Raw genomic sequence first — 12795 nt, 5'->3', positions numbered from 1 at the left:
TTTACAGGAACCATGGTTTAAGATTACTAATTTCAATATGCTCAAGTTCGTACTCTTTAAATTTTGCTATAAATTCAGCAATACGTTGGCAATAAAAAACAGATACCGGCAATTGTTTTGCCTTAAAACCACGCCAATTAGCACCAGATAAGTTGATGCAATCCTGTAATAAACTTTCCTTGTATTGGAATTCTTTAAATGCCTGGGCATTATTGCTGTACCAAAATTTGATAAGTAATGGATTGCCGAAACGTTTAGTTATTTTCGGATTATTATATTGCAGCCCTTCAAACCACACCAAAAATTCGTCGGCTGCCAATTTTATGTAAGTGCTTTCAAATGGTACAAGGCCATTATTTTTATAATCGAAACCAAAAAAATCGCTTTTGCTGTTTATAACCAGTACACTCAGTTCAAGGTCTGGTGCAATTCGCTTAACAACTTTTTCAAGTATCTTGAGTTTGCTCATTCTGAAAGGACAGTGGATTGACACCTTCTTATACGTTGTTCCGTTGATAATAGCCGAAATATTTGTTATTAATTGGTTGTAGTAATTCTCATCTTCTACCCCTTCTCCTAACACTTTTATATCCCGGAATAATCCACTTGAATCGGTTAACACAGAATAGGTAATATTCTTTTCTATCTTATTTCCATCGGTCGTATGTTCAATATTATATGATTGCCCTATTCCTAAAATAAGGTACTCTGCACTTGATGATTTCATTTTCCAGGGCTGCCCGCCAGCTTTCGCAAATATCTGCAGGCCGATATTGCTTAATGAATATTTTAAAGAGTATTCATTTCTTATTAGGTCTTTAGTTACAACCTGGCACGGTATTCCAGCATTAGTAAATTTGTGTTTAAGCCAGTAATATAACCTTTCATCGTCTTCATCTTTCTTTGCGTTGGTTATAATTATTGGTATAACAATCCTACCGATTTCTTTTATCTTTTTTATTTCTGCATCAATTGATGCATCGTCAAATACATCCAACGCAGTTCCTTTAATTAACTCGTTAGAAAAACCAAGCCGGAAGAGTTTTGCCATACCGGCAAATGTTGATGGATTAGTTTCGCCTCGTAAGCCTTTAAGTAATGATACTGCCACATCACGATTATCCTTTTTATAGATAAAATAAAAATTAATGTCGGTTGCAGTGCCTTTTAACGGGGGATTTTTCACCAACCCCATATAAGAAGAAGCATTCACAGCGTTATTTCCAAAAAGGTAACTCTTAGGGGCTAATTGATTTGAATTAACTTCAAGCAAATCGCCTGATATGCCTACGTCTAATACATTATTGATCGCTTCTAAAAAACGCCTTAAAAATTTTTTTAGATAATCGTGCTTGAAAAGGTAATAATCAACATTACTATTCCCTTGCTGATTCAAAGTACCACTTGCTATCAGAATATCCTTATCCAGTTTAAATTTTTGATTTCCTTCTGCTTCTGTTTCTACAACGAAATTGTAATCTATTAAAAGCCCCCATAAATTTCCACTCTTCATATAATAGGGTTCTACCCATACGCACTTTTTTCCTTTTGTATGGTTCTCTATTATAAAGTGAATTTTCTTATTGTTGAAATCACCAGGTTTCCTGACGATAATATCGTCTTTTGAAAGCTCATTTAATAATTTATTATAAATGCACTTAGCTATTAAATTAGTATTATGATATCCGGAGAGTTCAAATTTTTCAAAGCCTTCCGTATGACTGAATTTGATTTCATATAGCGTTGGAGTTCCATGGTCAGAATAGAAATTGTAGTAAAAGACGTCCTTTTCTCTCTCTCCTTCATGCAACCGACGAAATATAGCTACAGAAAATTCCTGATTTTTAAAGGGTAAAAAATTTATATTGATCATTATGTGCTTATTATTATTAAAGGTATCACTCATCAAATATACCTACATATTATAAAAAAATCACTCACGGTTTTTATTGATTTATATTAAAACACATTAATGTCTCTTCAATTAAAAAATAGTGCCTTCACTAGTAGCTTAAGCTCTTGAATTAGTTAAATACTAAGGCTTTAATATCGACTCGAAAATATAAAACAGAAATTATTGATAATCAAACAAGTAGTTAAATTTACTTCCTTTTGCATGAACTTTTAATAAAATATCATTCATATTCCAATAAAAAATAGTATTTTTATGTCACAAAAATCATATGGCAAAATTAGATCAATTAAAAAAGCATTTAAAACAGGGCAACGTTTACCGGCGTTCAGACCTGGAACAATGGACCACATCCGTTGACAGGCATCTTGCTGCCCTGGTTAAGGACGGCACGTTGGAAAAGATGTCCCAAGGGGTATACTATTTTCCAAAGCAATCTGCATTTGGTAATACACCTCCCGAGGAGGAAACATTGGTACGCAGCTTTTTGAAAGATGACCGTTTCCTCGTTACTTCTCCGAATGTTTATAACAGTCTCGGTGTCGGTACAACGCAATTGTATAATCAAAGCACGGTGTACAACCACAAACGTCATGGAGAATTCAAACTCGGCAACAGGAAATTTGATTTCCAGTTGAAGCATCATTTCCCCGATAAACTAACAAAGGAATTCCTAATGGTTGATCTGGTTAATAACTTGGACAAACTGGCTGAAGACCGGGAGGAAGTTTTAAAAAATGTTTCCAACAAAGTGGCTTTGATGGATCATACCAAATTAAAGCATTCCGTAAATTTATATGGAAGCAACAGGGCCAAGAAAATATTTGAACCTCTATTACGATAATTAAAACATGCCTGAACAATACCTTCACGAACGCAGCGATTTTATTGACCTTATAAGAATCATAGCTGATGAAGAAAGTATAAATCCCTTTCTTGTGGAAAAAGACTATTGGATCATGCATGTTTTATTTGGACTAAAGAGTCAGCAATTTGAGTTTGAATTAAAGGGAGGGACTTCCTTGTCGAAGGCTTACAAAATTATTGACCGTTTTTCAGAGGATATCGATATTCACATAAAACCGCCTGCATCGTTTGGCATCAATGAAAATCCTAAAAATACCAACCCAAATAACAGCGCAAAAAGGAAGGACTTCTATGACTGGCTCGCCAATACAATTAAAATTGACGGAATCGTTTCGATAGAGCGTGATACCGCATTCGATGATGAGCAGAACTATAGAAGCGGGGGCATCAGGTTACGCTATGATAACAAAACCCTGCCCATTGACGGTATTAAGGAAGGCATCTTGCTGGAAGCAGGGTTTGACAATGTAACGCCCAATCACAAAATCACTATCAGTTCCTGGGCATATGACAGAGCCATACAGAATACGGAAATAAAAATTATTGACAACAGGGCTAAGGATATTGTCTGTTACGATCCCGGCTACACGTTCGTGGAGAAATTACAAACCATTGCTACAAAATACAGGCAGGAACAACTGGGAGATAAAAAGAAGGTGAATTTTATGCGGCAATACTATGATGTGTATTCTCTTTTAGCCCGTGAAGATGTCCTCCAATTTATCGGCACACCCGATTACGAAGCGCATAAGAAGAAAAGGTTTCCGCCTGCAGACTACGAAATCCCGGTGAAAGAGAACCAAGCCTTTTTGCTGGAATCCGAAGATATCAGAAAAGACTATACGAAAAGATACGAGGAAAGCAGAAAATTATATTATAAAGGACAACCTCCATTTGAAGAATTGCTGGAACGTATAAAATTAAACATCGAAAAGCTGTAGTTCAGCAAAACATTCAGATTGTTGCAAATAAAGGGATGTCGCACAATTCAAAAAAAGCAGGGTCTCCAACATTATTTTTAAGCGAATATCCGCAATGATAACACTGCAGCCAGCTGATGAAAGTTTTACTGTTTGAAGCAAAGTCAAAGACGTCCTGCCTGTAAATCACCATTGCATTAACACCGCAACAAATGCAATTCTTCAATTCAAAGAAATCTTCGTGCGTACGCTCGGTTGCTGCAAATTTTTCATCTCTTTTTACAGGACTGTTATAATAAGACTCTGTTATTGCTCTACCGTCGATGAAGGTTGAGGTAAGATTATAAGCTGATCTGCCTATTTCCTTTAGGTGACCAAGTTTCAATAATGCAAACCCCAGATCATCTGATTTTCTAATATCGTTAAAATCTCCGGCTTCAAATTTAACCGTCAGTATTTCCTGCATGACATTGATACCCGTTGGCGTTTTAAAATATCGAGGACTATATCCCTTAAGGTATTTTTTTTCGGCTTCCAGCACTTCAGCGATCAAAGGAATCACTTTTTGAGATACCAAAAATTCTAAAGCAAAAAGATTGGGTAGCGTAGAACCGTTATGCATGATCCTGTTTCTCCATTCTGACAAATATTTAAGCGTTTCTATATTACCTTCCAACTTGATAAATTCATAGGGTTTTAAATGGTCGATGTATGTTTGGGAAGTTTCCTCGTAAGATTTGAAAGCCTGCTTTATTCTTTTCAAAGCTTCGCTGAACTCAATTGTCTTCACATCCTCTGCTGCAAGCTTACCGTTTAGGTACTGAAATAATTCTTCCTCCTTCTCCAAAAATTTGACTGATAAAAACGGATCGATTCTTCTCAAAATGTCCTTTAACCACAGTTCTATAAACCGGTGAAAACCTAAAATGGCAGCAACGATATTGGAAATGCCGCCAGTAAAATTAAAGGCCAGGCTTTCCCGTGACCAGGAATGAATATCAAACAGGAAATGGTAGGTTTCCTTCTTATCCCTGAAAGTCAAAAAATAGTGATAAAACGCTTCGTCAAGGGACGAATAATAAACCGGGGGATTAGTGGTAAAATCTTTACCGATACCAATACGTACATCGTTTTCTGAAAAAAATTCTTTAAGTTTATCCATAAAGAGTCTATTTTGATTACTAAACAATTTTACCAATAACATTACCAGTATGGCGACCACTCTCAAACAGATACTCACTGAATGTTCAGATTGTGACCGGGAAACAAAGCAGCGCATTCTATTTTTAAAAAGAGTAAAGACCGCTGATCCTGACAATGCTAAAGATATTGAAATAGAAGAATTCATGACACTGGAATGTGGCGGATGCGGCAGCATTTCCTTTATGAAGCGTGATATGTTTACAGATCCATCTTCGGAGAACGAAATAGTGGTTATCGACAAGCACTACCCCAATGACGACTTAACATATGATGAATATAGTTTCCTGAGAGATATTGACCAAGAGCAGTTACCTCAGGCATTGTATGACCTGTATGATGAAATCATTGATGCATTTGAAACTGAGAGTAAAGTGCTTGCAGGGATTGGTTTGAGGACATTAGTTGAGGCTATCTGCGTGCACCAGAAAATACCAGGAAGGATTTTAAAGACCAAAATAGAAAACTTACAAATCTCAGGGCTTATATCATCTGCAGAACTGCCTATACTGGATAAGCTAAGACAAATCGGCAATGATGCTACACATGACCTAAAAACAGTATCGATAGACAAGCTTGGCTATGCGCTGGAAATCGTAAACCATGTGCTTATCAGTATTTATATTTTGCCGAAGATCAATAAAAAACTCAAGCTAAGCACTGTCAAAAACAAAACAACTACCTAAAAAAAACAACATCATGAGAATAGACGATGTACTTTATTTCTCACCGCAAGTAAAGGTGATCGATTTAGAGATGAACAATAAAGAGCAGATCCTCCACGGATTCAAAGACCGTATCTTTTCCTATTACCTTGATGCAGCCAACCAGTTGAATCATCTTGGTTACGCTTTTGCCAGTGGTGTTATCCTTATGTCGGCCATCGATGCGATAGCCAACTATTCCATTGGAGGCAAAAACCATATCAAGGATTTTATCAGGCAATCACCCTCTCTTGACAACTTTTCTGAAGATCAAAAAAAAGCGTTGGTGAAAGCTTTTGACGATTATTTCCGCAATGGTCTTGTGCATGAAGGAAGAGTGAAAAACGGCGGACAGTTTTCGTATGAATATCCCTTCCTGTATTTCGATAACGGGTTCCTTATAATAAATCCCAGATTGCTGCACAGCGAAGTAGTTACTTATTTTGAAAATTACATTAAGCTGATAAGTAAAGATGAAGGCGCTTATGCTGTTTTTTATCAAAAATTCTCCAGGCAATTCAAACCCGAAATTGATGCGTTGAAAGAAATATTCCTTAATAAAGAAGCGATTGAGTAAGACAAAATAGTATAAAGTGTTTTCTCCTTCTTAACAAATCGGCGATAAGATAATACGTTAGAATTTAATAGACACAATAGATAATAAAAAGACTATGAGGCAGAAACGGGAAGTTCTTATTTTACAAAACAGGAATGTTTGTGTGTTTAATTAATGAAGGACTATGACGACAATTATTGTGGCAACTTCCCCGAATAGTTTCGAGTCACTTTAAAAAGCCTGAAAGAACCATGATTATAATTAAGGATGGATTCTGGTTTTACCGTTAAAGAATATTTCTTAAATAACCTGTCAAAAGAAACGATTAATTGGCAGTACTAAAACGCTTAAGGTAAAGGTCGGTCCCAGTGTAATATATCATTCATCGTGTCTTTGTCTTCAGGAACAATCATTAACTTGGGATTAAGTGGAGATTCCTTGTTTACATATGGGGAAATCGTTGATACGGTTTCGTCAAAAATCCAATCTAGATCAGAGGGAGTATATGACTGAAAAAAATGACAGAATATCCATCTCAAGTTGGACTTGTTTGGATCAATATCTTTAATTGTTTCCTTGATTTTCTCAAATCTTTTATTTTCCACTTTATAATTTTCATAGGTCTCCATGCCAACATGTATTACGCCGGTGGTGTCGGATGTAAATTGTTGAATAGCTTTGTAAATCTGCTTTTTTATATCTCTTGCTTTTTTCCAAATAACTTCTTCCGCATCACAATCCCAATACACTCCGTAAGCATTGCTTATGTCCCTGATGTATGCATTGCTTACATTGCTATCATCTAGTTTCGTAAAATTTGCGTACACGCCGCAAGTAAAACTTTTGTTATCAACTGGAGTTCCTCCTATTAGTTTGTGTAATGTCGGAGAAGGATTTTTGATAAACCCATATTTGTTCAAATACTCTTTAATCGCAAAAATATCAACAAATGACAGATCAATATCGACTTCTTTATTGGAAACTATTTTTCCAGGAATAGCCAATTTCAGTTTCGTTTTCAGCAATTGTAATAAATAATCATCCGGCAGAGTTTCTAACTCCACATGAAAAACAATGTTCAATAAAATATTGTTTTTCATTAAAAGCTCATTGATAAAAGAAACCATTTTTTGCCTTTTTGCAGTCTCTTGATAACTGTACTCTCCAGTTTTCGTTTGTCTTTTACATTCAATACTTAATTTTTCATTGCCCTTTTCAGCTATCAAATCTGGAGTTTTCCCTTGGTGCCGTTCCGGAACAAAAGACACTTTGTAACCATTCCTGGCCCATAGTAATGCAGTCAATATTTCAAAAAGAATGGCATCAGCTTCCGACCTTCGTTTCTTTATCATGCCTTTTATTCTTCTTTCAATCCCTTCTATGTTTTTTAGTAATTCTAAGTCAATTCCAAACCGCTTAAAGATTGGAATTACTCTTGCACCCTGAAAGGGCTCATACTTAAGCGGGTCATTTAATAACATCTCAATAAGATATAAGTACCAGCCGATCACATCATCTTTGATTGAAAGCAGAGTCCCAGAGGTTAAAAATTCTGAAAAAGGTTCGGTTGTACGAGACTCAACTGTAATTGTTTTCTCTATGTCAGCCTTTCGCTTTTTCCATTCCTTTTCAGGAATAAAAGACTTGAACCATTCCCAAGCCTTAACTACATCATTGTCTTGTTGTGAGTCATTTGCAGTATTTGTCGGAAGAATTATCATTCTCTAATTTATTGTTTTTTATTTGCAAAATATAGTCTTTTGACTAACTTGAATTAGTAGTTTTGTTATTATTGAGGTTAGCTGAACTAATAATATCAAATTGATTGAATGAGAAAATTACATTGGTTTACAACTACGAATATTGCCTGTAAAGATGAAACGGAGTTTGAGTTTGACTTAACTCCATTTATACCCACTTTTAAGAAAAGCAGGCTCTGGGAAAAAACGCCGTATCGAACTGAATACCGTGAAAAGTTTTCGCAAGCTGATTTCGATAAAATAAAATCAGTAAAGTTTTATGTGCATACTGATCGTACACCCTTTACAAATCTCCATGGGTATGAATCAATATTAAAACAATATATAAACCTATCGAAAATTGAAAAAAATAAAATTTTTGTTTCTGGCATAAGTGAGGCACAAAAAATTATTGTTATTGAGACTGAATTCGATTCCGATAAAATACTTAATTCAAATCTTAAGTATAAGGATGAGAAGGATGTCGAAAAAGTTATGGCCACCCTAAGTAATGAACATTACGAATCATGGGATGAGTTGAAAAGAATAAAGTCAATACTATGTGAATTTGCTCAGTTTTTTATATTTAATCTTCACCTGAATTTTTTAACGCATCAATATACGCACTCGATAAAAGACAAAGCGGAATTGATAGGATTTACGGTTACTTCAGAAAATAAAAATCAATACTTCGAAGTAGAAAAGATTGATCTGCTATCTCATTATATTTTGTACGAACGGAACAATGATAATATGAATAATTTAATGGGGACAACTTCACAATTCTGGTGTAACGATATTTCCTCTATACACTTTTTTCTGGATGCCTTAAAAGGCAATTATGTTACATCAACTAATTTTATAAAGCTGGTTTTTACGATTGAAAGTTTTTTCGGTGATAATATTTCCAACGATTATATCACCTTAACAATTCCGTTATTAATATCTGATAATATTTCAGACATGAAAAGTACAAGGGAAATAATCAGGACTTGCTTTACATTACGCAATAAAATTGTACACGGAAATACCGCTATTGATTTTATGGAACATTCCAGAAAAAAGAAAAGCGAATCAAGTGATAAGCCGGGAATGGATGAACTCTTTTTTGAGCTCAAAAATATTTTAATTAAAATATTTTATTTTTATATCAGAAAGAAAATTTACTTAGACAAAAAAGGAAATAAAATAAATCACGAACTACTTTTCTCTTTACTTCCGAATGGTGTTAGTTGAGATTAAATTCTACTTACAAAAGTATGGAATTATCTAATGAAGAAATTAGCACTTTCAATTGTAAAGTATAATTTTTATAATGGCCAGAATTGCTATAATAACCAATGAAAACAAGCTTGTAGAAAGGAAGACCTCTTTCTTTGCTGACTATTTCGGGTTCTATGCCGAGAAAGTAGGAAGATTCTATGAAACAGAGCCAGAGAATCCCCTTTCCTTAACTGAAAAAATCATTTTTCAATTAACCAGCAACCCCCATATAAAGAAAGGTAATTACGTCCACAATTATTTTGAGCATCATTATTTCAGGGAAGATACATTCCTGAAACAATTTAAAAAGTACCCAGCGGTTAAAGCAGAGATTTTAGTTTTCAAAGCAATCGTGGGTAGAAATGAGAACGATTTGCATACCAAAAGAGGAAAATGGCTTCAGAATAATACTACTCTGTTACCCGCATTGGAAGAACTAAAAAAGGAACTTGATGAGTCGATGATTCGCCGGGCATTTGATGAGCTCGTTGTATTTCTACTTTGTAATCATCCACTCGAAACTCACCAAGAGAGCATCATCTATATTACACAAGTATTAGTAAGCGAGGCCTACTTTAAAGGAAGAAGCAAGAGTCAAATTCTGAACGTCTTTTTCAGGTTACTCAGCAAAGACATTGAAAAGTTTCCTTTCTCAAAAGATTTGGTTACAGATCAACAAAAAAGAGAGTATCTCCAACAGCGTGATTTTAAAAAGCAATTCGAAGGCATTGTCAATTTCATCAATGAACCTCCAACAAGAAGATTTCTTATCCTTAAAGCATCAGGTTTATCGATGGAAAAAGACTATGATTTCAGTTATAATGTTGTTCGTTTTTTGGGGGTTGATCATACCCAGCTTGAAACGATTAAAAAAAAGATGTGGGCTTTGGATAAAGAAAATGCGGCATTCTTTTTTGAACCAAGTAATCATATGCTCGCAGTTATGCCCGTAGATTCTTTTGAAGACGAACTTATCATATCTCAATTTTTAAAGCCATTCCGGGATGCCGCAGCATTCCTGGGGTTGTCTATGGACAGGAACGTTGTTATTAATGCTGAAAGCTATATGATCACTTCAGATTTCGATGAAGTGTACTGGAAATTGGCCATACCCAGAGAGGCTGGTAAAAGGGATACTAATCAATTGTCAGATACTCCATATATTTTTCTAAACAATTATGTTGGGCCATCCACAACACATATTTTAAGACAGGAAGCAACTATAATCACGGCATTTAAAAACGATGACATTGAAGGTTATTGGAAATATTTTGAAAACCTCTTTGCCGGTAAAGGTGCAAAAACAATTATCGAAACTATTGCCACCATTTTATTACTGAATGAAAAATCGGAAAGAAATCATAATGTCACCGACTATCTTTTCGGCTCTACACTTCCCTGGAATTTTGACTATAAGCGCTTTGGAATGACACCATCACAGTTTATCTCAATACGCAATAAGCTCGGAGATAAAAAGACAATATATTTCCTGAATAATTTTGATTACCCGTTCTTCCAAGAATTAAAAAAAATACACGGGAAAAAACATACCAAGAAAAGGTTTCAGAAGATGTATGATTATTATCACAGCCTGTTACTTGAACTTTACGAATCAAGAAACAGCGTTACACATTCCAACTTACTTCACCCCAAAGCACACATTAAACTTGAACTTACAATTCCACGTATTGTAAGCAGGTTAAGATGGTTAATTTTTAAGTATATCCGAAAAAATCAAAATTTACCTTTTGAATCCTTAACGGAACTCATTGTTCGTGATGCAGAAAAGTTACTATGATGTTAGAATGCAAAAAGAGGGTTTTGAAATGACTCCGTTATCGCCTTTGCAAGACAAAAACATTGCGTATTTTAAAAACTATATGTTATTGAAAAAGGACTTGCATCTCTTTTTAACAAAAGTTAAAAAATCAGGGTGGTTCAATAAAGCTGTGTACCTGGGATCATCAAACCGGGAAATAACATCTTGTATAAACCCCTCAACACTGCCTTTGTCCTTTTTTTTCCAGCTGCCGTGAGACCCCGACACTTTACCATTCACCGTAGCTTTTAGTTTTTGTTCATCACCTGGTGCAACATCCTTTACAATTGCATCCAAAATTTCTCTCCATGACCTTGTATCGTCAGGAATAGCAACGGTTACATCCAAATCCCACCAATGCGTATTGAAGTCCCCATAAGAAAGCAGAGAGTATTCTTTAAAATATTTGTAGGGCGTTCTGTTAAAATCGTGGCCCTGGTATTGGTAATTTGGATGACCTTCAGCGCTTCCACCTGATACTATAACCTTGTCTTTTTCTTCAATACAGTAAGCTATTTTACCCTTTAATTCGCGAACCATTATGTCGGCTACCCGCCACGGATTAAAACCGCTTAGTTTGATAAGCCTGTTCTGTGTGGTAGCTAAATCTTTACATTCTACAAACGCTCTAAGTACCACGGTGTCGGGTAAGACTATATATTCAATTTCATTAAGGACATTTCTCACCCTGATTTTAGCAGCAATTTCAGAGACGCCGCAATGATCGCATATTTCGCTTACCAGATAATTCGAATCAGGGTAGTGTTGATATAGAGCATAAACCCATTTAAAGGGCATTAATATTTCTGATGCAAAGCGATTTGCTTCATGTTCAAGGTTCCAGTAAGGAGAATTGAACTGGGGTTTCCCTTCTTCAATTTCATCGACAATTGTACCATAATGCCAGGGAATGATCACATGACCAAGTTCATGCGCCAGCGTAAAGTTTTGTCTTGTATCAGAAGCATTTGTATTTACGATTATTTTTGGTCTTCTGCCGGCAGTCTTAAGATGCATGGAAACGCCATCAATTCCTTCTAAGGGAATATGCTTAAAAATAACATCTGCATAGATTTCTACAAGCTGTCTTAAATCAAATGGAATTTCCAATGAGTGCTTTTCAATCAGCCTCCTGGCCATCTTAACTTCCGGACGGTGAACTATTCCCATATACCTTCGCTTTCAAGCCATTCTTGCAGGCGCCTTGATTTGGCTGGATTGTCTGAGCGTGCTACCATCGCCATTTCATTGCGTATAATTAATTTGATATCTATATTGTCCCTGTGTGCCGTAATAATTAACCCAAGATAATTTTCATCTTCAACAAAGAGTGCATATTCCTTTTTTGACATACCAAGAAAATCATGCAATTCTGTTTCAATGGCATTATCATGCCATTGAGCGATGTAATCATCAATCTCTGACATCAGCGCGTCGCCATTAATACAATATGTTATAAAATTAGACATCGATTTTTCTGCCTTTTACTGCAGGTTTTATAAAATTACCTTCTGCATCCAAAACACCTAAATGATAACCCTGTGCATTAAAAACCTCAATTTCTCCGTGCAAAGAATCCCAGGTATATAATCTTTTGCCGTTTTCCGACCTCCAACGTTTACTACCATTCCTGGCCCCCGATGAGATACATTCATCAAGGAAAGATGGTTTTGGTATCGGTATGCCTGCCAAGTGTTTATATTTTTTTTATTATCAAAGTTACAAACTAAACCATTGAATACAAAGTGCTTTAAAAATACCCCGAGATTACTATAACCGAACCCACTCCTTTACAATTCTTTAGATCGGCTTATT

Annotated in this window: 12 protein-coding genes; 6 read left to right on the top strand and 6 right to left on the bottom strand. The window is 35.5% G+C overall.

The features are described 5' to 3' along the window. Position 1: 1 nt before the first annotated feature. On the bottom strand, positions 2-1873 hold the full coding sequence (locus tag QM738_RS13490) for a Piwi domain-containing protein (RefSeq protein WP_462277249.1): 1872 nt from the start codon (positions 1871-1873) through the stop codon (positions 2-4). A gap of 310 nt (positions 1874-2183) precedes the next feature. Here QM738_RS13490 and QM738_RS13485 point away from each other — a divergent pair, with 310 nt between their 5' ends. Further along, positions 2184-2756, top strand: coding sequence for a DUF6088 family protein (locus QM738_RS13485; RefSeq protein WP_462277248.1), 573 nt, complete (start codon positions 2184-2186; stop codon positions 2754-2756). Positions 2757-2763: 7 nt separating this feature from the next. Then, the gene (locus QM738_RS13480; RefSeq protein ID WP_462277247.1) at positions 2764-3720 is read left to right on the top strand and encodes a nucleotidyl transferase AbiEii/AbiGii toxin family protein; all 957 of its coding nucleotides are present in this window, start codon (positions 2764-2766) and stop codon (positions 3718-3720) included. Positions 3721-3733: 13 nt separating this feature from the next. Here the strand turns inward: QM738_RS13480 and QM738_RS13475 are convergent, their stop codons facing one another. Then, positions 3734-4861: a hypothetical protein gene (locus QM738_RS13475; RefSeq protein WP_462277246.1), complete on the bottom strand. Its 1128-nt coding sequence runs from the start codon at positions 4859-4861 to the stop codon at positions 3734-3736. 49 nt (positions 4862-4910) lie between these two features. On the opposite strand from QM738_RS13475, the gene QM738_RS13470 reads away from it, so the two are divergent. Next, on the top strand, positions 4911-5585 hold the full coding sequence (locus tag QM738_RS13470) for a DUF4145 domain-containing protein (RefSeq protein WP_462277245.1): 675 nt from the start codon (positions 4911-4913) through the stop codon (positions 5583-5585). Positions 5586-5598: 13 nt separating this feature from the next. Then, positions 5599-6180, top strand: a complete 582-nt coding sequence (locus tag QM738_RS13465) for a hypothetical protein (protein ID WP_462277244.1) — start codon at positions 5599-5601, stop codon at positions 6178-6180. 326 nt (positions 6181-6506) lie between these two features. Here QM738_RS13465 and QM738_RS13460 read toward each other — a convergent pair whose 3' ends face one another. Then, on the bottom strand, positions 6507-7880 hold the full coding sequence (locus QM738_RS13460) for a hypothetical protein (RefSeq protein WP_462277243.1): 1374 nt from the start codon (positions 7878-7880) through the stop codon (positions 6507-6509). A 108-nt stretch (positions 7881-7988) separates the two neighbouring features. Here QM738_RS13460 and QM738_RS13455 point away from each other — a divergent pair, with 108 nt between their 5' ends. Both QM738_RS13455 and QM738_RS13450 read left to right on the top strand, forming a co-directional pair. Further along, positions 7989-9134 (top strand): hypothetical protein, encoded by a 1146-nt coding sequence (locus QM738_RS13455; RefSeq protein WP_462277242.1) that lies wholly within the window; start codon positions 7989-7991, stop codon positions 9132-9134. A gap of 79 nt (positions 9135-9213) precedes the next feature. After that, complete coding sequence (locus QM738_RS13450) at positions 9214-10959, top strand: hypothetical protein (protein WP_462277241.1); 1746 nt, start codon at positions 9214-9216, stop codon at positions 10957-10959. 78 nt (positions 10960-11037) lie between these two features. Here QM738_RS13450 and QM738_RS13445 read toward each other — a convergent pair whose 3' ends face one another. The 3 genes from QM738_RS13445 to QM738_RS13435 are packed head-to-tail and all read right to left on the bottom strand — an operon-like array spanning position 11038 to position 12672. Next, a complete protein-coding gene (locus QM738_RS13445) occupies positions 11038-12150 on the bottom strand; it encodes an ImmA/IrrE family metallo-endopeptidase (protein ID WP_462277240.1) in 1113 nt (370 codons plus the stop codon). Continuing rightward, positions 12141-12449: a hypothetical protein gene (locus QM738_RS13440; RefSeq protein WP_462277239.1), complete on the bottom strand. Its 309-nt coding sequence runs from the start codon at positions 12447-12449 to the stop codon at positions 12141-12143. Before QM738_RS13440 ends, QM738_RS13445 begins: the two co-directional genes overlap by 10 nt. Beyond that, on the bottom strand, positions 12442-12672 hold the full coding sequence (locus QM738_RS13435; protein WP_462277238.1) for a colicin E3/pyocin S6 family cytotoxin: 231 nt from the start codon (positions 12670-12672) through the stop codon (positions 12442-12444). The genes QM738_RS13440 and QM738_RS13435 overlap by 8 nt, the downstream gene beginning before the upstream one ends. Positions 12673-12795 lie beyond the last annotated feature (123 nt).

The organism is Ferruginibacter sp. (genome assembly GCF_049840995.1).
In the GTDB taxonomy this organism is placed as follows: Bacteria; Bacteroidota; Bacteroidia; order Chitinophagales; family Chitinophagaceae; genus Ferruginibacter.
This window is presented reverse-complemented; position numbering and strand designations above follow the sequence as displayed.

Coding starts and splice junctions, on each gene's coding strand:
- QM738_RS13455 (WP_462277242.1), top strand. CDS start 7,989: ATGAGAAAATTACATTGGTTTACAACTACGAATATTGCCTGTAAAGAT.
- QM738_RS13440 (WP_462277239.1), bottom strand. CDS start 12,449: ATGTCTAATTTTATAACATATTGTATTAATGGCGACGCGCTGATGTCA.
- QM738_RS13460 (WP_462277243.1), bottom strand. CDS start 7,880: ATGATAATTCTTCCGACAAATACTGCAAATGACTCACAACAAGACAAT.
- QM738_RS13485 (WP_462277248.1), top strand. CDS start 2,184: ATGGCAAAATTAGATCAATTAAAAAAGCATTTAAAACAGGGCAACGTT.
- QM738_RS13475 (WP_462277246.1), bottom strand. CDS start 4,861: ATGGATAAACTTAAAGAATTTTTTTCAGAAAACGATGTACGTATTGGT.
- QM738_RS13490 (WP_462277249.1), bottom strand. CDS start 1,873: ATGATCAATATAAATTTTTTACCCTTTAAAAATCAGGAATTTTCTGTA.
- QM738_RS13465 (WP_462277244.1), top strand. CDS start 5,599: ATGAGAATAGACGATGTACTTTATTTCTCACCGCAAGTAAAGGTGATC.
- QM738_RS13445 (WP_462277240.1), bottom strand. CDS start 12,150: ATGGGAATAGTTCACCGTCCGGAAGTTAAGATGGCCAGGAGGCTGATT.
- QM738_RS13470 (WP_462277245.1), top strand. CDS start 4,911: ATGGCGACCACTCTCAAACAGATACTCACTGAATGTTCAGATTGTGAC.
- QM738_RS13480 (WP_462277247.1), top strand. CDS start 2,764: ATGCCTGAACAATACCTTCACGAACGCAGCGATTTTATTGACCTTATA.
- QM738_RS13450 (WP_462277241.1), top strand. CDS start 9,214: ATGGCCAGAATTGCTATAATAACCAATGAAAACAAGCTTGTAGAAAGG.